The sequence below is a fragment of the Rhodococcus sp. 05-2255-1e genome, assembly GCF_002259025.1.
GTDB classification, from domain to species: domain Bacteria; phylum Actinomycetota; class Actinomycetes; order Mycobacteriales; family Mycobacteriaceae; genus Rhodococcoides; species Rhodococcoides fascians.
On the sequence record NZ_NOZE01000005.1, the window covers coordinates 77,654 to 101,902 of the forward strand.

The following is a 24,249-nucleotide window of genomic DNA, read 5'->3' on the forward strand; positions in this document are numbered from 1 at the left end:
AGCTGTCTCGATCCTGTAACGGACGACGTACTTCGTGCGATAAGTGCGGAGGATATGTATGCGCCAGACCCTGGGTCGGGCGCATACATGATGAACTTGCGAGATCAATCGTTGATTGCGTAACCGATGTGACGAAGCTGCTGAGAGGTCGAGTGCATGCTGGGTAGATGGAAGAGCCGGTCCGGGGACAAGCGAGCGGGCTCCTGGGGTCGCCGCGCCGCAACATCCATGCTGATGGCAGTGGTGCTACCACTGGGCTTGGCCGTGGCGGGCGGTGGCGCAACTGCCAACGCAGCGTTCGACGGCAACGCCATCGACGTCTGGACGGACTCGAGCATGGGCCCGATCAAGAGCCGGGTGTGGCGGGCAGCGGACGGTAACACCAACCGCGTCGTCTACCTGCTCGACGGCCTGCGCGCCACGACGGACATCTCGGGCTGGGAGCACGAGACCGACGCCGGAGCAGTTCTCGCCTCGTGGAACATCAACGTCGTCGAGCCGGTCGGTGGACAGTCGAGCTTCTACTCCGACTGGTACGCACCGTCCAACTTCAACGGTCAGAAGACCACCTACAAGTGGGAAACCTTCCTGACGCAGAACCTCCGCGAGAACCTGCGCGCGAACTACGGCTTCAACCCGAACCGCAACGGTGTCATCGGCATCTCGATGGGCGGCTCCGCAGCCCTCACGCTGGCTGCCTACCACCCGGACCAGTTCAGCTATGCCGGTTCGCTGTCGGGCTACCTGAACATCTCCGCACCCGGCATGCGCGAGGCCATGCGCCTGGCCCTGCTGGACTCCGGCCGCTACAACATCGACGCGATGTGGGGCCCGCCGTGGGATCCGGCATGGCTGCGCAACGACCCGTTCGTCTTCGCGCCGCGCTTGCGTGACAACGGCACGCGCGTGTGGGTCTTCGCAGGCAGCGGTCTGCCCGGCGGTCTCGATCGCCCACAGAGCTTCATCGATTACTACAACACCGCGAACGGTATGGGCCTCGAAGCCATCGCCCTGGCGAACAGCCGTGCCTTCCAGATCCGCATGGCGAGCATCGGTGCCAACAACGTCACGTATGCGTTCCCGGCCGTCGGTACCCACCAGTGGGGCTACTGGGGCGAGCAGATCCGCGTCATGGCACCGGACCTGAGCGCCAACATCGGTAACTGATCCACCCGGCAGCGTTTGCTGTCGCAGTCCCCGCTTTCGGCCCTGTAGTGATATTTCACGACTTTTCAGGGCTGTTCAGCGAGGACCGCGCAGGATAGTCTCCTGTTTCAGAAACTCGCAGAGGCGAAACTGGGACGCTGATCACAGTTTTGCCTTGGAACCGCTCGATGGAATAACCTCCATCGAGCGGTTCGCCTGTTATGCAGCAGAACCTCGACGTTTCGACACACCACAGCTTCACCCCGGCCTCATGGGCCGTCAGTCAGCCCTGTTCGATTGCCGGGGGCCGCTACGACAGCGGAGACCGCGTAGATGAGAGAGAGCACGATTCATGCGATTTGCCGGCCTCAGCAGTAACCCGAAGGCGTCATCACGCTGGCGTCAGCGCCTGCTCGGCGTGGGTGCTGCCGCACTCGTTCTGCCGATCGCAGCCGGTGTCGTCGGCGGCGCAGTCGCAGTCGCTGCCCCCACTGCCGTCGTCCACCAGACCCCGGCCGGTGGCCGCGAGGATCTGATCGTCCCGTCCGAGATGGGTCCGATCAAGGTCCAGGTCCAGTGGGCGGCACGCGGCGGAAACGCTGCTCTCTACCTACTCGACGGCCTGCGTGCCCGCGACGATCGCAACGCCTGGACCTTCGAGACCAACGCGCAGGATCAGTTCGCCAACGACGACGTGACGCTGGTCATGCCCGTCGGCGGACAGTCCAGCTTCTACAGCGACTGGTACACCTCGTCGAACTTCAACGGCCAGGAAGTCACCTACAAGTGGGAGACGTTCCTGACGCAGGAGCTCCCGGCGTTCCTGGAGAACTACGGCGTCTCGCGCAACAACAACGGTGTTCTCGGCCTGTCGATGGGTGGTTCGGCTGCCCTGACGCTCGCCGCGTACCACCGCGACCAGTTCAAGTTCGCCGGCTCGCTCTCGGGTTACCTGAACATCTCGGCCCCGGGCATGCGTGAGGCGATTCGTATCGCGATGCTCGATGCCGGACGCTTCAACGTCGACTCCATGTGGGGACCGCCCTGGAACCCGGCGTGGCTGCGCAACGACCCGTTCGTCTTCGCACCCAGGTTGCAGGGTCTGTCGCTGTACATCTCCGCAGCCAGCGGCCTGCCCGGTCAGTTCGATCACCCGGCCGCGCCGATCGATTTCTACAACACCGCCAACGGCATGGCGCTCGAGGCACTCTCGCTCGCCAACACCCGTGCATTCCAGATCCGCATGGGCACCCTCGGTATCCCGGCAACCTACAGCTTCCCGGCCAACGGAATTCACGCCTGGCCGTACTGGGGTGCCGAGCTGTGGAAGGCACGCACCCAGATCCTGGACGCGCTGAACGCCTGATTCGGTTCCGTAACGTGCTCTCCGACAATGCCGCCCCACGCTCTCGCGTCGGGCGGCATTGTCGGTTCGAGCGCCGGCTCTCCGAGCCTCCCCAATTCACATTCGCACCACCAGTCACAGCGAGTCTGCTGTTCGTGGCCATTGGGCACGTGTAGAAAGACATACGAAGCATGTCTCGAGACGAGACCTTCGGTCGTCACAGGAAAGAGAGTCACCATCATGCGCACTGGGCTTGTTCGGTTCGGTCGTACCCCATCGGCCGGCACACGGGCTCGGCGAGCGGCAGCAGCAGTGACTGTCGCCTCCGCGCTGATGATTCCCTTCGCGACGACGACGCTGGCCACTGCAGCCCCGGTTGCTCATGCCGCCCCGATGGCGCAGACCGGCCCCGCCTACACCCAGACCGGTGGAGCAACCGTCACCTCGGTGGACTGGCTCTCCGATCGCCGCGTCGCGCTGTGGATCCAGTCGCCCTCGATGGGAACGCCCATCCAGGTGCAGCTGCTGCTCGCGCGTGACTGGAACATCAACCCGCAGGCCACGTTCCCGCAGGTGTACATGTTGGACGGCCTCCGGGCGACCGACCAGGAGAACGGCTGGACGGCCGAGACCGACGCCGAGGCCTACTTCGCCGACAAGAACGTCAACGTCGTGCTGCCGATCGGCGGACAGTCCAGCTTCTACTCCGACTGGGTCGATCAGGACAACGGCAAGAACTACCAGTGGGAGACGTTCCTGACCAAGGAGCTGCCGCCCATCCTGGCCAAGGACTGGCGCAGTACCGACAACCGCGGCGTCGTCGGGTTGTCGATGGGTGGCACGTCCGCGATGTTCCTCGCGGCCCGCAACCCCGGCTTCTTCAAGTTCGCCGGTTCGCTGTCGGGCATCCTGACCACCACCTCGCTCGGCATGCCGCAGGCCATCCAGTACGCGATGACCGACGCCGGCGGCTACAACTCCAAGGCCATGTGGGGCGCACCGTCCAACTCGCTGTGGGCTCAGCACGATCCGTACCTGCTGGCCGACAAGCTCAAGGGCGTCAGCCTCTACATCTCGAGCGGCAACGGCTCGACCGGCCCGTACGATCAGCCGTCGCCGATTCCGGGCGTCAGCACCAACTACGCGGGCATGGGCCTCGAGATCCTCTCGCGACTCACCTCGCAGACCTTCGCCACCAAGCTCAACCAGCTCGGAATCCCCGCGCAGGTCAACTACCGCCCGTCGGGCACGCACTCGTGGCCGTACTGGCAGTTCGAGCTGCACCAGCTGTGGCCGCAGCTCGCTACGGCACTCGGCGTCGAGGTCGACAAGCCCGCCTGCAGTGTCGCGGGCATGATCGGCAATGCGAGCGGCGCGAACTCGTGGCTGGGTCCCTGCCTCACCGCGGAGTACAACGTCGCCGGTGGTCGAGCTCAGGACTTCACGTTCGGTCGGGTCTTCTTCACTCCCGGCACCGGGGCGCAGGTGGTTGCCGGCGCTATCGGCGGCATCTACCAGGGCAACAAGGGCCCCGAGGGTGCGCTCGGCTTCCCGAAGACCGGCGAGATCGCCACTCCCGACGGCCGCGGCCGCTTCAACGCCTTCCAGAACGGCATGGTCTACTTCACGCCGCAGACCGGAGCCCATGTGGTCAAGGGTGCCGTGCTCGACGAGTGGGCAGCCCAGGGGTACGAGGGCGGTCCTCTCGGATACCCGGTGCTCGACGAGGTGGCAACACCCAACAAGCCCGGCTCGGTGCAGGGCTTCGAGATCGGCGCGATCTACACCTCTCCCGACGCGGGCGTGCATTCTGTGCAGGGCATGATTCTCGGCAAGTACGGTGAATTGGGTTGGGAGAGTGGACCTCTCGGGTTCCCCAAGTCCAACGAGATCGGCCCCATCCGGGACGGCGGACGGTTCAATCAGTTCGAGACCGGCAACATCTACTGGAGCCCGGTCAGCGGAGCCTGGTCCATGCCGTACGGCCCGATCTTCGACGCCTGGGGATCGGTGGGCTACGAAGGTGGCCGCCTCGGCTACCCCACCAGCGATCAGTTCGACATCGACGGTGGCGGTAAGCAACAGAACTTCCAGTTCGGCATCATCACCGTCAAGGACGGCAAGGCCACGATCGCTCCGTGACCGGAGGCAGTCACGGCTTCAGAGTTCTCTCAGAGCGTGGCTGTACTCTCGCCTGCGACCCGACGACCGAAGGATTTCGATCGATGACGCGTAACTCTCTGGCCAGAACTCTGTCACTCGGCGTGCTCGCCGTGGCGGCGAGCTCGATGCTGGTGGCGTGTGGAAGTGACGACTCGACGGCCACCGGCGCGCCGACCAGCACCACCACGGCAGCTGCGACGACGACCGAGGCGAGTTCGTCGACGTCGGCGGCCGAGAGCACCACCACTACTGTCGCTCCGACCACCAGCCCGGGCGAGGCGGCGACGGCACCGCCGGAGCAACCCCAGGCCGTGCCGGACGACTTCCCGGGGCCGACGGAGAGCCAGATCGACAACCGTGGCCAGCGTTTCCTCGACGAGCTGAAGAGCAAGGGCGTCACTCCGGCGGGCAACGGCGACATCGCGGTGTCGACGGCCAACTACATCTGTGCCGCGCAGGCGCAGGGCGTCGCAGCCGACGAAATCACGACCTACGTCACCGCGAACGTCGGCGTCGAGGCGAGTGCAGCCGGAACGCAGATGAACGAGACGCAGGCCCAGCAGGCAGCCCAGACCTACATCGCCGCCGCGCAGGCGACGTACTGCACGCCGTAGTTCGCGCTGATGGCCAAACGTAAACGCAGAGTTCTGCCGGTGATCGCCTTCGCGGTGATCATCGGGCTCGTCATCGTGGCCCTGTGGTACCTCCTCGCCGGGCGTCTCGGACCCGGACCGGGACCGGTGCCGCCGCCGGGGCCCGAGCAGCCGACCTCACAACCGGCGGACTGCCCGGACGTCCAGGTCATTGCCATCCCCGGTACGTGGGAGTCGTCGTCGACCGACGACCCGTACAACCCGACCGCCAATCCGGTGTCGCTGATGCTCAACGTCACCCGGCCGCTGCAGGAGCAGTTCCCCGGATCTCGCGCGGACGTCTACACGGTTCCCTACGTCGCACAGTTCTCGAACCCCATCGCGCTGCCGCCGGACGGCCAACAGTCCTACAACAACAGCCGCACCGAGGGCAAAAATGTTGCGGTGCAGAAGATGTCGGACGTCGCAGCGCGGTGCCCACTGACCAACTTCGTCATGGCCGGCTTCTCTCAGGGAGCAGTCATCTCCGGCGACATCGCGGCCGACATCGGCGCGGGTAACGGACCCATCTCCGCCGATCGTGTCCTCGGCGTCACCCTCATCGCCGACGGCCGCCGCGACGGAGTGTCGGGTACCGACGTGCCGGGACCGCTCGACGGCGTCGGAGCCGAGGTCGCCCTCGGGGGACTCGACCTCCCCGGCATCACCATGACGGGGCGTCGGGACGGCGGATTCGGCGCGCTCGACGACCGGACCAATCAGATCTGTGCACCCGGCGACCTGATCTGTGCGTCCCCGTCCGATGGACTGTCGCTGCGCAACATTCCGCAGAGCATCCAAATTCTGATCGGGGCGGCGGGCAATCCGGTGCACGCGTCGTACAACAGTTTCGTCGTCGACGGTTCCGGCACGACGGCCACCCAGTGGACGGCGGCGTGGGCGGCCGATCTGATCGAGAATGCGCCGACGCCTCCGCACTCGTGATCGGGTCGTGTGGACGACGGCGTGATCGGGGTCGTGGGTAGCGCAGTGACCGGTGTCATGGATAACGGACAGGTCACAACGCGGCGTGTCGCCAACTGGTGCAGGGCACAAACCTGTGGTCTGCGACCCCCAGTCGGTGGGATCCGCTCCCGCGAGCGGCTAGAGTGACGCCTTGGACCTGCGCGGATCGGCCCCGGCCGACTGCCCCGCACGGTGTGCCCAGACCCCCGGTACCGACCACCTCAGACCCCAGGTGCCGGCCGCTCCAGACCCCAGAGGAGAGCAATAGATGAGTTCCGCCGAGGCCGCGACCCCCGGGCCGCGCAAATTCCGCTTCGCTGCAGGCGGAGAGGGAAACGCGGAGGAGGGCGGGGCTCGGAAGTTCATCAAGCTGGCTCAGCAGGCCGAGGAACTGGGTTACGACAGCTTCATGATCCCCGATCATCTCGGTAATCAGGTCGGGCCGATCGCGGCGCTCGGAGCTCTCGCCGTCGCCACCGACAAGATTCGGCTCGGCACGGCGGTGCTCGCCAACGGCTTCCGCCATCCCGCGGTGCTCGCCAAGGACGCGGCGACCATCGATGTGCTCTCCGGCGGACGGCTCGAACTCGGACTCGGCGCGGGCTGGATGCGCGAGGAATACGACAAGGCCGGCATCACCTACGACCGTCCCGGCGTCCGCATCGAGAAGCTCGCGGAGACCCTCGACATTCTCGACGTGTTGCTGCGCGGCCAGGAATGCAACTACGAGGGCAAGCACTACACGATCACCGGTCTCAAAGGCAGCCCTCGTCCGCGTCAGGGACCGCGTCCGCCGATCTGCATCGGCGGCGGCGGCCCCAAGATGCTCGCGCTGGCGGCCAAGCACGCCGACATCATCTCCGTGGTGCCGAGCACCTCGAAGGAAGGCAAGTTGCTGCTGTCGGGCATGACCATCGAGAAGACTCTCGAGCGCGTCGAGCTCATCCGGGCTGCCGCAGGGGATCGGTTCGACGACATCGAGCTGAACTGGGCCATCACCACCATCGTGGTCACCGACGATCGCGAGCAGATGGCCGAGATGGCATTGGCCGCGCTGGACAACGGTTATCCGCCCAACGTGGACGTCGACGTCAAGCTCACGGTCGACGACATTCTGTCGTCGCCGTACCTCGCCTTCGGAACGTACGAGGAAATCGCCGATCAGATCCGTAACGTTCGCGCGCGGACGACGATGTCCTATGTCGGGGTTTTCCCCACACAAATGGAAGCATTCGCTCCGGTTGTCGACTTGCTGAAAGGCGAGTGACGCAGGCGCGTGTCGGTAGCATGGAGTCGGCCTCGAGGTCGACCGAAACCGCCACCGCTGGAGTTACCACTTAGTAACATAAAACGCTGTTCGGGGTCTGCATCGATGAACGTCGTCAATGCAAGGCCAGGTCACGCACGATGTGTGGCAGCGATTCGTGTCGGAGGAGATTGAAGCAAATGAGCCACACGTTCGATGATTTCATCGATGAGAACGGCCACATCACCATCGGTGAAGGGCAGACACTCGTCCGCCACGTCGAGGCGAACGTCGAAGAGAACGCCGACACGCTCGCGTACCGGTTCATGGACTACTCCCGGGAACGGGACGGTGAAGCGCACGAGTTGACCTGGTCACAGTTCGGCAAGCGGCTGCGCGCTGTCGCCGCCCGTCTGCAGCAGGTCACCGAGCCCGGTGACCGCGTGGCGATCCTCGCTCCCCAGGGCCTCGAGTACGTCATCGCGTTCTTCGGTGCGATCTACGCGGGCACCATCGCGGTGCCGTTGTTCGATCCCGACGAGCCCGGCCACACCGACCGCCTGCATGCCGTCCTCGGCGACTGCAAGCCCAGCGCGATCCTCACCGCCAGCAACTCCGCGGCGGGCGTTCGGGCGTTCTTCCGCGCGCTCCCCGCTGCCGAGCGGCCCCGCATCATCGCCGTCGACGCCGTTCCCGACAGCGTCGGCGAGACGTGGGTCGAGCCCAAGGCAGGGTTGGACGACATCGCCTACCTGCAGTACACGTCCGGTTCGACGCGAACCCCGGCCGGCGTCGAGATCACGCACCGCGCGGTCGGCGTCAACGCGCTGCAGATGGTCGACAGCATGGAGATCAACTACGACTCGCGCGGCGTCACTTGGCTGCCGATGTTCCACGACATGGGTCTGCTCACCGTCATCCTCCCGGCCCTCGGTGGCAAATACATCACGATCATGAGCCCGCGCGCGTTCGTGCAGCGGCCGTGGCGCTGGATCAAGGAACTCGCCGCTGTCTCCGACGGAGCAGGCACGTTCGCCGCGGCACCGAACTTCGCGTTCGAGCACGCCGCCCAGCGCGGACTGCCCAAGAACGGTGAAAGTCTCGACCTGTCGAACGTCATCGGCCTGATCAACGGCAGCGAGCCCGTCACCACGTCGTCGATGAAGAAGTTCAACGAGGCCTTCGGCCCGTACGGTCTGCCGAAGTCCGCGATCAAGCCGTCGTACGGCATGGCCGAGGCCACGCTGTTCGTCTCGACGAGCAAGCACGCCGACGAGGCCAAGGTCGTCTACGTCGACCGTGTCGAGCTGAACGCAGGCAACTTCGTCGTCGTCACACCCGACGCTCCCGGAGCCATCCCGCAGGTATCGACCGGAACCGTCGCCCGGAGTCAGTGGGCCGCGATCGTCGACTCCGAAACCGCCACCGAGGTGCCCGACGAACACGTCGGCGAGATCTGGCTGCACGGCGAGAACATCGGCAAGGGCTACTGGGGTCGCGAGACCGAGACCAGCGAAACCTTCCACAACAAGCTCGTCCACCGCGTCGCCGACGGGTCGCACGCCACCGGTGCCCCCGAGGGCGCCAACTGGATGCGCACCGGAGACTTCGGCGTCTATCACGACGGCGAGCTCTACATCACCGGCCGCGTGAAGGACCTCGTCATCGTCGACGGCCGCAATCACTACCCCCAGGACATCGAGTTCTCGGCGCAGGAAGCAAGCAAGGCTCTGCGGCCGGGCTTCGTGGCAGCGTTCGCGGTGCCGCTCAACCAGCTTCCCGACGTCGTGTTCGAGTTCAGTGGTGCCGCGTTGACCAAGGATTCGGACGACAGCTCCGAGCAGCTCGTCATCGTTGCCGAGCGCGCTCCCGGCTCGGGCAAGGCGGACCCGGCTCCGATCGCCGACGAGGTGCGCACCGCAGTCTCGGCGCGGCACGGCGTCACGGTCCGCGACGTCCTGCTCGTCCCGGCCGGTTCCATCCCGCGTACGTCGAGCGGCAAGATCGCCCGACGCGCGTGCAAGGCCGCCTACATCGAGGGCACCCTGCGCGGCGGTTACCAGCAGACGGCATTCCCGGACGCCGAACTACCCGACTGATCTCTGGGCCTCCCGTTCCTTCGATACATAGCTTGGTGAGTAATGGCTGAACAAGAGACAGACAAGATTCAGAGTGCCGACGGGACGGACCTCACGGTCGCCCAACTGCGGGATTGGCTACGCAACTGGGTTGCAGACGCGACGGGTCAACCCGCGTCGGCCATCTCCGACGACCGTCCGATGGAGGAATTCGGTCTGTCCTCTCGCGATGCCGTCGCACTGAGCGGTGAGATCGAGGAGCTGGTGGGGGTCACGCTGACCGCGACCGTCGTCTACCAGCACCCCACCATCGCGTCTCTGGCCAAGATCATCATCGAGGGCGAACCCGACGAGCCGGTGGGTACCGTCGACGACGCGTTCTACACCAGCGGAGTGCAGTCGGGCGACGCCCACGACATCGCGATCGTCGGACTGTCGTCCCGTTTCCCCGGCACCGGTCACACCCCCGAGGAGATGTGGTCGCTGCTCATCGAGGGCCGCGACGGCATCACCGACCTGCCCGAGGGCCGGTGGAAGGAATTCACCTCCGACCCCGTCATCGCCGCAGCCGTCGACGCGACGGTCACCAAGGGTGGCTACCTCGACGACGTCAAGACCTTCGACGCCGAGTTCTTCGCGATGTCGCCCAACGAGGTCGTCAACGTCGACCCGCAGCAGCGCCTCGCGCTGGAACTGACCTGGGAAGCGCTCGAGCACGCGCACATCCCGGCCAGCTCGGTCAAGGGCAGCCAGGTCGGCGTCTTCATCGGCAGCTCGTCCAACGACTACCAGCTCATCGCCGTCAGCGACCCGGCCGTCCACCCCTACGCACTCACCGGCACCTCCACCGCCATCGTCGCCAACCGCGTGTCGTATTTCTACGACTTCCGCGGGCCGTCGATCGCCGTCGACACCGCCTGCTCGTCCTCGCTGGTTGCTGTGCACCAGGCAGTGCGCAGCCTGCGTACCGGCGAATCCGATCTGGCCGTGGCGGGTGGCGTCAACATGCTGCTCGCGCCGCCGATCACCGTGGGCTTCGGCCAGACCGGTGTGCTCGCTCCCGACGGTCGGATCAAGGCGTTCTCGTCCGACGCCAACGGCATGATTCGCTCCGAGGGCGGCGGACTCGTCGTGCTCAAGCGACTCGAGGACGCCGAGCGAGACGGCGATCAGGTGCTCGCCGTCATCGCCGGATCCGCCATCAACCAGGACGGCCGCTCCAACGGACTCCTCGCGCCGAACCCCGACGCACAGGCCGACGCACTCCGATTCGCATACCGCGACGCCGGCATCAACCCGTCGGGCGTGGACTACATCGAAGCGCACGGCACCGGAACCATCCTGGGCGATCCCATCGAGGCCGACGCGCTGGGCCGAGTGGTCGGTCGTGGCCGCGACGCGGACAAGCCGGCACTGCTCGGCTCGGCGAAGACCAACTTCGGACACCTCGAATCTGCCGCAGGCGCAGCAGGTTTGATCAAAGTCGTGCTGGCGATGCAGGAGAACAAACTCCCGGCGTCACTGAACTACGTGGGCCCCAACCCGTACATCGACTTCGACAAGGCGCACCTGAAGGTCATCCCGGAGGCCACCGACTGGCCGCGGTACACCGGCAAGGCCGTCGCCGGCATCTCCGGTTTCGGCTTCGGCGGCACCAACGCCCACGTCGTCGTACGCGAGTACGTACCGGGTGAGACCTCGGCCGAATTCGACCCCGCTGCCGTGGATCCCGAAGCCGCGATGGTGGAGGGCGTCTACGAGGAGCAGCTCGATGCCGAGACGACCAGCCCGGTCGCCGAGGCCGAGACCATCCTGGCGGAGTCCGACAGTGTTCCGGAGACAGTGATTCTCGCGGTGTCTGCGGCGTTGCCGTCGCGGCGTAAGCGCGCGGCGTCGGAACTGGCCGACTGGCTCGAGACCGAAGAGGGCAGCACCACGCCTCTCGTCGATGTCGGCCGCACGTTGGCTCGGCGTAACCACGGGCGTTCGCGCGCAGTGGTTCTCGCGTCCACCACGGCCGAGGCCATCGCCGGATTGCGCGCCATCGCGGCGGGCAAGCCCGGACCGGGCGTGTTCTCCGCGGACTCGCCCGCGTCCAACGGCGCAGTGTGGGTGTTCTCCGGATTCGGCTCGCAGCACCGCAAGATGGCATCGCGGCTGTACCGAACCAACGCCGTGTTCGCCGCCGAGGTGGACAAGGTGGACGAGCTGCTCGTCGACGAAGCCGGCTACTCCATCCGCGAGATCATCCTCGACGATTCGCAGACCTACGAGTTCGAGAACTCCCAGGTCGCCATCTTCGTCATCCAGATCGCTTTGGCCGCAACGCTTCGCGCACACGGTGCCGAGCCGTCGGCCGTCATCGGCCACTCGATGGGTGAGGTCGCGGCAGCGTACGTCGCGGGAGGCCTGAACCTCGAAGACGCCGTCCGCATCATCTACGCCCGCTCGCGGCTGCTGGCCGAGGGCCAGGACGGCCTCGGTGCCGCCTCTCAGGGTGCCATGGCACTCGTCGAGTACACCCCCGACGAGGTCAAGACCCTCACCGATCAGTTCCCGAACGTGGAGCCCTGCGTGTACGCCGCGCCGACGCACACCACGGTCGGCGGACCCCGCGCCGAGGTCGAAGCCCTCGTCGAAATGGCCGAGGCCGCAGGCAAAATGGCCCGTCTGCTCGACGTCAAGGGAGCCGGCCACACCGCAGCAGTGGATGTACTGCTCGGTGAGCTCGCCGCCGAGCTCGCCGGAATCGAACCGAGCAAGCTCACCGCCGGGGTCTACTCCTCGGTCGATCGTGAGGCGCACTACCGCGTCGGACATGCGGCGATTCACGGCGTCGACTACTGGACCAAGGGAATGCGTCACCCGGTCTGGTTCACCCAGGCCGTCAATGTTGCTGTGGGAGACGGGCACACGACGTTCGTCGAGCTCGCCCCCAACCCCGTCGCACTGATGTCGGTTGCCGCTACCGCGTGGGCTGCCGGCCTGGCCGACGCCACGTTGATTCCGACGCTCAAGCGCAAAGAAGACGAGGCAGACACGTTCCTCGCCGCCCTGGCGCAGTTGTACGTGCACGGTCACGCGCTGGAACTGGCGACGCTGTTCGAGTCGGGTCCGTATGCTGCAATTCCGCGAACTGCGTACTTGCGCAAGGAGTTCTGGCTCAACTCGCAGGTCAGCTCCAGCGGTAACTCTCGCGTCCCCGGTGCCCGGGTGGCGTTGCCGGACGGCCGCCACGTGTGGGAAGTTCAGGCCTCGGCCGTCTCGGGATTCGATGCGTTGGTCACCGCCGCTGCCTCGCAGGTGTTCTCCGATGTGGCGCTGGGTGCTTCGGTCTCGCATGCATCGGTGCCCGCGGCCGGCACGGTCGTCACCACATTGACCTCGCACCTAGGTGGTGCGTCGGTCCAGGTCCATGCACACGAGGGCTCGGCGTTCACCCTGCTGCACGAGGCTGTCGTCACCTCGGGTGATGCTCGTCCGGAACCTGTTGTGGCGGTAGAAGAGCGATCCTCGTCTCCGATGGAAGAGTTGCCCGAGGTCGTCGAGACGTTCGGTGACCGCTGGGATCCCAACGGCAATCAGAAGCTCGAAGATCGGCTGGCGATCATCGTCGCCGAGTCGATGGGCTACGCACCCGAGGACTTGCCTCCCGAGGTGCCGCTGATCGAACTGGGGCTCGATTCGCTCAGCGCCGTTCGGATCAAGAACCGCGTCGAGTACGAATTCGACATTCCCACAGTGCAATTGCAGGCCGTGCGTGATGCGAACCTGCGTGAGGTGGAGAAGTACCTGCGCTACGCGATCGAGAACCGCGACGAGGTGCAGGCGCTGGCAGACAAGCAGGCCGCCGAAAAGGCTGCAGAGCAGGCTGCCGAGAGTGGCGCGACTGCACGCGACGCAGCCCTGGAGACGGCCGTCGCCGCACCGGAGACCGCGGTGCCGAGTGCGGAATACCAACCCGCACCGGTGGTCGCAGCGCAGACCGACCTGGGCGGCAAGGAAGCGTTCGCCGAGGCCGCCGGATCCGATGTGCCCCCACGTGACAACGCCGAGCGGATGACGTTCGCAACGTGGGCAGTGGTGACGAAGGAATCGGCCAAGGGCATCTTCAACACCCTGCCGATCCTCGACGACGAGACGGCCGAGAAGTTGGCCGCTCGCCTGACCGAGCGGGCCGACGGCGAGATCACTTTCGACGACGTACTGGACTCGGAGACCATCGAGCAGCTCGCCGACAAGGTACGCCCGCATCTCGAGGACGGCGAGATCGACGGTGTCGTGCGCAATCTTCGGGCCCGTCCCGAGGGCTCTACGGCCACACCGGTGTTCGCGTTCCACTCGGCCGGTAGCTCCACCGTCGCCTACGAGCCGTTGCTGCGGAAGTTGCCGGCAGGCACGCCCATGTACGGCCTCGAACGCGTCGAAGGACCCATTGCCAAGCGCGCCGCGGAGTACGTGCCGTTGATCAAGGCGATCCAGCCCGAGGGACCGTACGTGTTCGTCGGATGGTCGCTCGGCGGCATCCTCGCCTACGAGGTGGCGCGTCAGATGGAAGAGGAAGGCATCGAGGTCGCCTACGTGGGGCTGCTCGATACCGTCATGCCCGGCACCAAGATCCCCGATACCAAGGACGAAGTCCACAAGCGGTGGGAGCGGTACGCGGCGTTCGCGAAGAAGACGTACAACGTCGACTACCCGATCCCGTACGACAAGTTGGTCGACTCCGACGACGAGGGCCAGATCCGGATCATCACCGATCTCGTCAAGCTCAGTGGAGCAAAGATTCCCGGCGGCATCATCGAGCATCAGCGGACGTCGTGGCTCGACAATCGGGCTATCCAGACAGCCGAGCTCAAGGAGTACGGCGGGCACGTCACGCTGTACCTCGCCGACAAGTACCACGACGACGCGATCGCCCTCGAGCCCGCATACGCCACCCGCGAAGAGCACGGTGGTTGGGGACCGGTGGTCAAGGACCTCGAGATCGTCTACGTCGGAGGCGACCACCTCGCGGTCGTCGACGAGCCGTACATTGGAAAAATTGCGGCCCATCTGTCGAAGACGCTCGAGAACATCGAGTCTGCAAGAACCGGAGCGTAGATTTTGAGTGGCACCACTGCGGAGAAGCTGGCCGAGCTACGGGCGAGGCTGGAGCTGGCCAAGGAACCGGCCGGCGAGATCGGCATCGCCAAGCGCGCCAAGAAGGGGATTCCCAGCGCCCGAGATCGCGTGAACTCGCTGCTCGACCCCGGCAGTTTCGTCGAGATCGGCGCGCTGGTGAAGGCCCCGAACGATCCGGGTGCCCTCTACAGCGACGGCGTCGTCACCGGGCACGGAACCGTCGACGGCCGTCCGATCGCAGTGTTCTCGCACGATCAGACCGTATTCGGCGGAACCGTCGGCGAGATGTTCGGCCGCAAGGTCGCCGGCATCATGGACTTCGCGATCAAGATGGGCTGCCCGGTCGTCGGCATCAACGACTCCGGTGGAGCTCGCGTGCAGGACGCCGTCACCTCCCTCGCGTGGTACGCCGAACTGGGTCGACGCCACGAGGCGCTCTCCGGCCTGTGCCCGCAGATCTCGCTGATCCTCGGTAAATGCGCCGGTGGCGCGGTGTACGCACCGATCAACACCGACATCGTCGTCGCCACCGAAGAGGCGTACATGTTCGTCACCGGGCCGGACGTCATCAAGTCCGTCACCGGCGAGGACGTCAGCCTCGACGAACTCGGCAGTGCCCGCGTCCAGGCCATCAACGGCAACGTGCACCACGTCGCTGCCGACGAGAAGGCCGCATTCGACTGGATTCGGAACTACCTGAGCTACCTGCCGTCGAGCTGCCAGGAAGAGGCACCGGTGATCAACCCGGGACTCGAGCCGGAGATCACCGAATCCGATCGCACGCTCGACTCGTTCATGCCCGACGCCGACAACGCCGGTTACGACATGCACGACATCATCCTGCGCATCTTCGACGACGGCGAGTTCCACGAGCTCGCCGCCCAGACTGCACAGAACGTCATCACCGGCTTCGCCCGCGTCGACGGTCGGCCGGTGGGAATCGTCGCCAATCAGCCGATGCACCTGTCCGGGGCACTCGACGCCAAGGCAGCGGACAAATGTGCGCGGTTCATCCGCCTCAGCGATGCCTACAACATTCCGATCATCTTCCTCGTCGACACACCCGGCTTCCTGCCCGGCGTTGACCAGGAAACCCTCGGCGTCATCCATCGCGGTGGCCGCTTCATCTTCTCGTTCGTCGAAGCGACGGTGCCGAAACTGACTGTCGTCATTCGTAAGTCGTACGGCGGCGGATACGCGGTGATGGGCTCGAAGCAGCTCGGATCCGATATCAACCTCGCCTGGCCGACCGCCCGCATCGCCGTCATGGGTGCCGAAGGTGCCATCAACATCATGAGTCGCAAGCAACTCGCCGAGGCAGGCGAAAATGCTCCGGCACTGCGCAAGCAACTGATCAACTTCTACAACGAGCATGTCGCAACACCGTGGATCGCCGCCGAACGTGGCTACATCGACGCCGTCATCGAGCCCTCGCAGACGCGCCTCGAAATTCGCAAGGCCTTGCACATCCTGAAAGACAAGGAAGTGCACAAGAGTCCGCGTAAGCACTCTTTGCTCCCGATCTAGCCACGCGCGCCGGTCCTGCGTCGGGGTCGCTTCGCTCCCTTTTGGATCAATGTGGGTTTCAGTCGCTCTGACTGCAACAAAGCCGCATTCATTCGTCGGTCTCCCCGAGCCAGTAGCGAATGAATGCGGCTTTGTTGCAGTTGAAGTGCTTGCAAGAGACATTCATCCGGTCGACGTCGCGCTCCGTCGAAGAACGAGGTTCGGACGGGGCCGCGCCAGAGCCTGTTGATAGCCGGCCCGAAGATCCGCGAGCACGCGCTGGGGGTCGTCCCGGATGTCCTGCGGCAGATGTGACACCACGATCGCGCCGTGGCGTTGCAGGAGAGCTCGGCGAGCCATCGTGTTCGCATGATCGATCGGCGTGAGGTGATGAGCGAGGGAGTCGATCTCCCACCCGAAGCAAACTGTGTCGAGGAAGCCGTCGGGGCTACCGAGGAATGTACCGTCCGAGGTGAACAGCCGGGCATTGTGAATCATTGGTGGGAGTCCGCTCGATCGGTAGAGCCGTTGAGCGTCCGCCTCGGCGACGGAGTGAGCGTTTCCTTCCAGATCCCTGATAGCCAACCGTGTCGATGCGCTGTAGCGTCTCGGCCCCTCCGCCAATTCGATTGCCAGCTCTTCGAGTGATGCCGCACCCCGTCTGATGATCTCCGCAATCAGAGCCGTGCACTGAGATCGTCCGCGTAGTGCGCGGGTCGCGTCGACGACACTCCGGGATACCGGAGCGCAGCGCGGACCGTGGTCGAACACGGCTTCGGGCATGCGCCAGGTGCGTTCGGATCGGACGAATTTGACGGATGCTCGCTGCATCTCGTTCGGGACGAGAATGTGAACTTCATTCGACGGTGGATTCGGCCCCAAGCCATGCACACTCAATGCCGCGTTCCCAGTGAGGATGCTGTGTGGACCGCCGTACGCCAGGGCAGCAGCCATTCGCTGTCGGTGAGATGGGAAGCCGTTGTGCAGCAGCACCACCCCTGGGAGCAAGTGCTGCCAAGGTCCGCCGGCTGCGCATCGGCCGGCTACCGTCCCGTCCGCGACACCGGCCGAGCGAAGCTGTGCCCTTGTCACGACGCCGTGATCGGCGACGTCCTCGAGCATCGATAGGTCTGTGGCCCAAACTCCCCGTTTCATGCCTCGACTGTCGAACGCGACACTGACAATTCGACGTCGAAAACGGCCGTTCAGGGGATCCCTGTGGATGGTCGACGAGGTTGTGCACAAATGTCTCGAGGGCGTGTCTTGTGCACCGAAGACTGTCGGGGGTCGGTGGTAAGCCCCCGCTCCATCGATCGTGTGACGAACCCCGCTCCATCGGCCGTACGCCAACCCCCGTCCGAATGAATGCGGGATTCAGTCAGTCAGAGTGCAACAAAGGGACATTGATCCCAAAAAGGAGCGGGCGACACCACGCGGAGGGGCGGGTGAGGCTGGGTGAGGCTGGGTGGACTATTTCTCGAAGACTCGCAGCTTTCCGTCTTCGTAGAATCCCGATCGCGTGGTTTCTCCGGTTTGCAGGTCGGCGGGCACGGCGTTGGGGTAGTACTGCTCGTAGCGCTCCAGTGAGCCCCAGTCCCTGGCCCAGTCGTTTTTGAGGTAGGTGGGGACGGCAACAGGCTTGGCGAGTAGTTCGGACCATCCGAGCGGTCCGCCGTTCTCGCCGGATTGCCAGGTGTCGGTGGAGCTGACGGCCAGTGGGCGGTCGGGGAGGATACGGTAGCCCGGTACCTCGGCGACGCCGAAGCGGTGGTCGAACGGCCGTTGGCACGGGAACTGGAGTCCGACAGCCCAGTCGAGCAGAACGGGCTGCTCACTGCCGATCATGGTGTTCAGATTCTCCATCACCGGTACTCGCGGCGGGGTGAATGCGAGCCACTGGTCGCCGGTGAGGTTGGGGTCGTTGGCGACGATGCGGACGGCGTCGGCGTCGGGTGCGATGTCTGCCAACGGAACTCGCAGGTTGCGCCACGAGGGTGCGGGTCCGATGTCCCGAGGTAGGTAGGTGCCCTGCGCCTGGACGCTTCCGTCGGGCTGACGCTTGCCGTATTCGAGCAGCAACGACTGGCCGTAGGTGAGGGCACCGGTGTCGTCGTAGGACCAGATACGTCCGGCTGCGGAGAACACGACGAGTGGTGCGTCGTCGCTGCGGGCGGGTAGCTGGTACCAGCTCGAGGTGGCCTCGGCCGGTTCCTGGATTCCTTCTTGGTAGGAGCCGAGGACAGGTGTGGTGGCGGGGTCGAGTCCGAAGGGCAGGGCGGCGGTGGAGCCGTTGACGCCCAGTGCGCCGGTGCCTCCTGCTGTGCCCGAGCTCTGGCCTTCCTCGAAGGCGGGGCCGACGGCTTGTTGGTCGGTATTGCCCTGTCCTGGTTTGACTTCCACGGCGTCGGCGCTGAGGTCGCTGGGGATTCCGTTGGCGGTGAAGTTGCGCAGGGTGTCGCTGGCTCCGCCGAGGGGGCCTGCGACGGGATCGAATTCACCTGGGAGGGGGCTCAGTACATCAGCGTTGGGATCGGCTTCGACGAGCACGTCGTTGGCGAGTCCGCAAGAATTGCCCAGTACCGATTGCACATTGGAGCGCGCGAGCGAGTAGGCGGGATATTGGGAGACGGCACCCTTGACGAGGGAGAGGACCTCGAACAGGACCATGATTCCGGCGATGACGGTCAGTGGTGCGGCAGCGAACTTGCGAATGCGTCTACCGCGGGCCGACGTCGGTTTCGGTTGTGGCGGTGCGTATCCCTCACGTAGATATTGGAATGCCGCGACGGCGAGAACCAGTCCGAAGAGGACGAGGAACAGCGAGCCGGATTCGTTGCCGCCGAGCGAGACCGTTTTGTCGAACCACGGCACGCCGTAGCTCGAGACGTACCAGTAGCCGTTGATGCCCGAGAACGACAGTGCCAGAACGAACATCAGGCCGGCCGTGAACAGGGATCGATTCCGGCGTGAGCGCAGTGCGCTGGCCGAGACGGCCACTGCGGTCAGGGCAGCGAGCCCACCGGCGATTCCGGCGTAGGAACCGAAGTGGTGAGTCCACTTGGTGGGGTTGAACATCATGAAGAAGATGGTTCCGAGGACGACGCCGAGCAGTCGCCAGGCAGGCCCGTTCGCGATGCCGGGAATGCGTCGGCGGCGCAGGAGCACGAACAGTGTGGTGAACAGGCACAGGAGCATCGCGAGGAACGCGAAGCGGCGGGCCACGGAACCGTCGACGGTCTGGACGAAGAGGTAGTAGTACCGCAGGAAGTCTTGGTACCAAGCCTCGTTGGGGCCGATGATGGTGCGCACTCGGGTGGACTCGATGACCGTCGCGAAGGTCTGGTCGGCGAACACGACGACGAGGACGAGTACTCCGGCAGCGGCCAACGGTGCCAGCATGGCAAGGGTGCCGACCTGCCGGTGACGTCGGACCACGATGCGAGCGATGGGCCGGGCTCCGGCGAGAAGCGCTGCCACACACATCAATCCGGTGGGCGCAGCGGCCAGGGTGAATGCACCGATGAGGCAGGCGGCTGCGGCGGGAAGCAGTCTGCCGGTGGCGATGGAGCGTTCGATCGAGCACCAGGTCAGCAATGCGCCGAGGGCGACGATCGGCTCGGGACGCAGTCCGTTGTTGTACGGGAGCCAGAAGGCGAGGAACACCAATCCGCCGGTCCACAGCGCCACGTTCGATTTGCGCACGGCGCGTCCGAGGCGCGGCACCACCTCGCGGCTGATCACCATCCAGCACAGGACTCCGGCGATCAGGGCGGGCAGGCGCATCCACGGGCTTGCGGTCGAGATCTTGGCGAAGACGGCCAGGACGTCGTAGTACCAGCCGAACGGTGCCTCGGGGACGCCGAACCAGCGGAAGTAGTTGGCCATGTAGCCGGAATGTTCGGCCGCGCGGGCCATAGTGAGCAGATAGCCGTCGTCGGAGGTGTTGGCTCCGACGAAGTGCCAGCCGACGAGGACTCCGAGAACCGTGACGTCGACGCCGGTGAACTTCCACCAGTGCGACGGGAAGAAGCGGCGGTGCGCGCGGCGGTCGGTGCCGTCGAGCCGTGCGAGCGCGCCCATGGCCAGTAACGTGCAGGCGATCGCCAGCACCATGATCAACGACTTCAGGATGGTCGGAGTCGACGAGAAGCGGGAGTCGACGTCGACGGTGACCGACATGTCGGCCGGGGCCGCGCCACTGAGATCACTGAAGATGCCGACGACCTGCGGACGGAGGTCGCCGTCGAGCCGACCCTGGACGGGTTGGCCGCTCTCGTCGGTCAGTCCGGTGAAGGCTGCGGAAGTGTACTGGTCGTTCGAGGTGATCTCGATGGCGGCGCAGCGCGTGCTCTGGACGTCGGCGCGCGGTGCCGTCGCGACGACGACGTTGCGGTCGAGGACATCGACGTTCGACTCGCCGACGCGAACGAACAGGCTGTTGAGCGCGGCACCCTCACCTTGCGGGGGTGCGGTCGCCAGCAACAGCCCGCCCGACGCGGGTAGTGCGGCCACAGCAGAGCACGGGAGGGTGGCGGACAGTCGCAGGGGTGCCTGGGACACCAGTGGGGCGTCCACGTCCTGTAGGAGGCCGTTCTGCGGCCACTCGATACTCGCGGTGGTCTGCGTGACGGGTGCGAACGGAGTGATCAGTGCGAACAGCACGCCGAGTATGCCGGCCACCATCGCGATCAGCCGGGGAATCCGTACCTGAGCACGAAGTTCATCCGAGGCTCCGAGCGGAGCGGGGACGGGGGGACCAGCTGATGAATCTGTCACGACGTCGGGCACGATTGTCGATGTTATGCGAGCGTGACTTCGAGGTCACACAGGCGCCGTCCCCGGATCCGATGGAGAAACAGGGAATCAGCCGGTCTTCATCGGTCCGTCGCTGGACAGTCCCGACCGAGACTGTTGCTCGACGGTGATCCGGGCGGCCGCGGCAGCCGGATCGAGTGGCGTGTATCTCTCGATCGACCCCCAATCGCGGGCGTAGTCGTCGGCCAGATACGACGGCAGAGTCTGGGCACCGAGCAGCAGTTCGGTCCACCCCAGCGGGCCGCCACCGAAAGAATCCTGCCAGGCGTTGGTGGATTCGGCTCCGGTTCGGTCGGGCAGGATGCGGTACTTCGGCACCTCGGCGACGCCGTCGCGATGATCGAACGGACGCTGGCACGGGAACGCCAGTCCGACCGCCCAGTCGAGCAGAACGGGGTCGGTGGACCCGACCAGAGAATTCAGCGTCTGAGTTTTCGGGACGCGAGGGGGAGTGACGGCGAGCCACTGATCTCCGGCCAGGTCGTTGTCCTCGGCGACGATGCGAACGGCGTCCGCGTCGGCGGGTAGGTCGCTCATCGGTACCCGCAGGTTGCGCCACGACGGTGCGGGGCCGATGTCGAGAGGCGTGACACGGCCGAGTGCCTGGACGTCGCCGCCGTCGCGGCGTCCGTATTCCAGTTCGACGCGTTGGCCCGGGGTGACGATGCCGTCCTTGTCCACCGAGCGAATTCGGCCTGCGGCGGCGATGGTGATCAGGTCGCCCTCTCCAGGCAGCGAATACCAACCGGAGGTCAGTGACGCGGGCTCGGTGGCTCCGAAGCTGCCGAGGACCGGGGTCGTTTCGGGGTTCAGTCCGAACGGCAGAGCGACTGTGCTGCCGTTGATTCCGACGTTCTCGTTGGTTCCGCCCGAGGTGCCTGCGGAGTTCGACGAGGTGGCCGACGCGCTCTCTTCGGAGTCTTCGGGGCGGATGGAGTTGGCACTGCCCTGGGCGGTGTCCTCGGAGTCGGCCGTGAGGTCTTCGGCGACGCCGTCCGGGGTGAATCCGGTGCTGCCGCCTGCTCCCAGCGCGTCCGGGGCGGGGTCGATCGGCTGCAGGACGGATCCGTTGACGTCGGTCTCCACCTGCACATCACCGGCGAGTCCGCACGAGTTGCCGGCGAGTGCGGAGAAGTTTGATCGCGCGATGGAGTACGCAGGGTATTGAGCCACAGCACCTTTGGCGAACGAGAGCACTTCGAATGCGACGACACCGCCGGCGACGATGGTCAACGCGGAGGGTGCGAAGCGTCGACGCGTGGTGGTTTCTGCTGTGTGATAAGGCAATCGGACATGTTGGTACGCGGCATACAGCAGGGTCAGCACGGTCAGGCCGAGCAGGATGGTCGAGAAGCCCTTGCCGGCAATGGACGGCGGCTTGTCGAACCAAGGAATGCCGTAGCTCGAGACGTACCACCAACCGTTCGAGCTGGTGAACGCCACGGCCGTCAGAAACAGCACTGCGGCCGTGAACAGCGTTCTGTTACGCGGGGATCGGACTGTGGCCGCCGTGACGGCCACCGCTGCCAGTGCGCCGAGAGACGCGGCGAGACCGGCGTACACACCGAAGTGGTGGGTCCACTTGGTGGGGGTGAACATCATCAAAGCCAGTGCGCCCAGCACGATTCCGAGTATCCGACGCGATGGCCCGGTGGCGGTACCGGGGATGCGTCCGTTCTTGCGGAGCATCACCGCGATGCAGACGACGATGCACAGCAGCATCGCGAACATGCCGAATCGTCGGGCGAGCGAGCCGTCGGGGGAGATGGTCATCAACGCGTCCCAGCGCACTCGTTCCTCGAACCAGGGCACGTTGGGTCCGAGAGCCGAGCGCACCCGGGTCGCTTCGAGCACGGTGCTCAGAGTCTGGTCGGCGAAGATCGCGATCACCACGGCCAGTCCCGACGCGATCAGTGGCGCGAGGACCGCGAGCAACCCCACTTGCCGGGCTCGTTTGACGATGATCATCACGATCGGGCGGAGGCCGGCGAGCAGCGCGGCGACGGCGATCAGTCCGGTGGGTCCGGCGGCGAGCGAGAAGGCGGCGATCAGTGTGCCGACCGCGGCGGGCAACAGTCGTCCGGTGGCGATCGCACGCTCGATCGAGCACCACGTCAGCAGCGCGCCCAGGGCGATGACGGGTTCCGGGCGCAGTCCGTTGTCGTAGGGCAGCCAGAAGGCGAGGAACACCAGGCCTGCGGTCCACAGCGCGACGCGGTTGGTCAGTACCGCGCGCCCGAGGCGGGGGATGACCTCGCGGCTGATGACCAGCCAGCACAGCAATGCGGCGATGGTGGCGGGTAGGCGCATCCAGATGCTGGCGGTGCTGACTTTGGCGAGGGCGGCCAGCATGTCGTAGTACGGCATGCCGAACGGTGCTTCGGGAACGCCGAACCAGCGGAAGTAGTTGGCCATGTATCCGGCGTGCTCGGAGACGCGTGCCATGTTGAGCAGGTAGCCGTCGTCGGAGGTGTTGGCACCGATGAAGTGCCACAACACCAGCACCCCGACGACGACGGCGTCGACGCCGGTCACCGTCTTCCAGCGTGACGGCAGGAAGCGACGGTGACGTCGACCGTCCACGCTGTCGAGGCGATGCAATGCGAACAGGGAGGCGATGACGGCCAGCGAGCCGACGATCATCGCCAGCAGCTTGAACGTCGTCGGGGTCGAGGAGTAGCGGGAGTCGATGTCCACGCGCACGTTCAGACCGTCGACCGGCGCGGTGAGGTCGGTGAAGATGCCGACGACCTGGGGCCGGACGTCGCCGTCGACAGTCGTGGCCGCGCCGCCGAGGTCGACCACCGTGCGAGCGGCGTTCGAGGAGATGGTCAGCGCGCAATCGGAGGCCAGGTCGGATACGGGAGCCTCGGCGAGAACGCGATCGCGCAGCAGCACCTGCAGTCGATCGTCGTCGACCCGCACGGTCAGTGCTCGCTGCTCGGTTTTCGCCGCCGCGATCGGAGCGGTGGACATCACCGTGCCGCCGCCGTCGAGCCGAGTGGCAGTACTGCACGGGATCGTCGCGTCCAGATCGAGTGGGGAGTAGCTCACCAGCGGAGCGTTGACGCTGCCGAACGAGTTCTGCGGCCACGACAGCGTGGAGACGTCCTGCTGCACCGGCAGCAGCGGAGTGGCGATGGCCAGGACGGCACCGATGATGCCGGTGACGATCGCTATCAGCCGGGCAGTCGTGATGTTCGGAGCGGTCGCAGGCACACCGGCGAT

Annotated in this window: 12 protein-coding genes; 9 read left to right on the forward strand and 3 right to left on the reverse strand. The window is 65.6% G+C overall.

The features are described 5' to 3' along the window. The first annotated feature begins 156 nt into the window (after positions 1-156). From CH262_RS01910 to CH262_RS01950, 9 genes are all read left to right on the forward strand, one after another. Positions 157-1,167, forward strand: a complete 1,011-nt coding sequence (locus tag CH262_RS01910) for an alpha/beta hydrolase (protein WP_174557192.1) — start codon at positions 157-159, stop codon at positions 1,165-1,167. Between the two features lie 331 nt (positions 1,168-1,498). Next, positions 1,499-2,512 (forward strand): alpha/beta hydrolase, encoded by a 1,014-nt coding sequence (locus CH262_RS01915; protein WP_057473080.1) that lies wholly within the window; start codon positions 1,499-1,501, stop codon positions 2,510-2,512. A gap of 219 nt (positions 2,513-2,731) precedes the next feature. Beyond that, entirely contained in the window at positions 2,732-4,633 is a 1,902-nt protein-coding gene (locus tag CH262_RS01920) for an alpha/beta hydrolase-fold protein (protein WP_094716757.1), read from the forward strand. Positions 4,634-4,716: 83 nt separating this feature from the next. Then, a complete protein-coding gene (locus tag CH262_RS01925; protein WP_032374174.1) occupies positions 4,717-5,268 on the forward strand; it encodes a DUF732 domain-containing protein in 552 nt (183 codons plus the stop codon). A gap of 9 nt (positions 5,269-5,277) precedes the next feature. Next, entirely contained in the window at positions 5,278-6,231 is a 954-nt protein-coding gene (locus tag CH262_RS01930) for a cutinase family protein (protein WP_027494808.1), read from the forward strand. 289 nt (positions 6,232-6,520) lie between these two features. Then, a complete protein-coding gene (locus CH262_RS01935) occupies positions 6,521-7,519 on the forward strand; it encodes an LLM class F420-dependent oxidoreductase (RefSeq protein ID WP_057473079.1) in 999 nt (332 codons plus the stop codon). A gap of 179 nt (positions 7,520-7,698) precedes the next feature. Next, complete coding sequence (fadD32, locus tag CH262_RS01940) at positions 7,699-9,597, forward strand: long-chain-fatty-acid--AMP ligase FadD32 (RefSeq protein ID WP_094716758.1); 1,899 nt, start codon at positions 7,699-7,701, stop codon at positions 9,595-9,597. A 42-nt stretch (positions 9,598-9,639) separates the two neighbouring features. Further along, a complete protein-coding gene (gene pks13 / locus CH262_RS01945) occupies positions 9,640-14,679 on the forward strand; it encodes a polyketide synthase Pks13 (protein WP_094716759.1) in 5,040 nt (1,679 codons plus the stop codon). A 3-nt stretch (positions 14,680-14,682) separates the two neighbouring features. After that, a complete protein-coding gene (locus CH262_RS01950) occupies positions 14,683-16,227 on the forward strand; it encodes an acyl-CoA carboxylase subunit beta (RefSeq protein WP_094716760.1) in 1,545 nt (514 codons plus the stop codon). A gap of 162 nt (positions 16,228-16,389) precedes the next feature. On the opposite strand, the gene CH262_RS01955 is transcribed toward CH262_RS01950, so the two are convergent. From CH262_RS01955 to CH262_RS01965, 3 genes are all read right to left on the reverse strand, one after another. Further along, the gene (locus CH262_RS01955) at positions 16,390-17,361 is read right to left on the reverse strand and encodes a hypothetical protein (protein WP_094716761.1); all 972 of its coding nucleotides are present in this window, start codon (positions 17,359-17,361) and stop codon (positions 16,390-16,392) included. A gap of 315 nt (positions 17,362-17,676) precedes the next feature. After that, positions 17,677-20,994, reverse strand: coding sequence for an arabinosyltransferase domain-containing protein (locus CH262_RS01960; RefSeq protein WP_094716762.1), 3,318 nt, complete (start codon positions 20,992-20,994; stop codon positions 17,677-17,679). Between the two features lie 75 nt (positions 20,995-21,069). Next, positions 21,070-24,240, reverse strand: a complete 3,171-nt coding sequence (locus CH262_RS01965; RefSeq protein WP_256988623.1) for an arabinosyltransferase domain-containing protein — start codon at positions 24,238-24,240, stop codon at positions 21,070-21,072. Between the last annotated feature and the right edge of the window lie 9 nt (positions 24,241-24,249).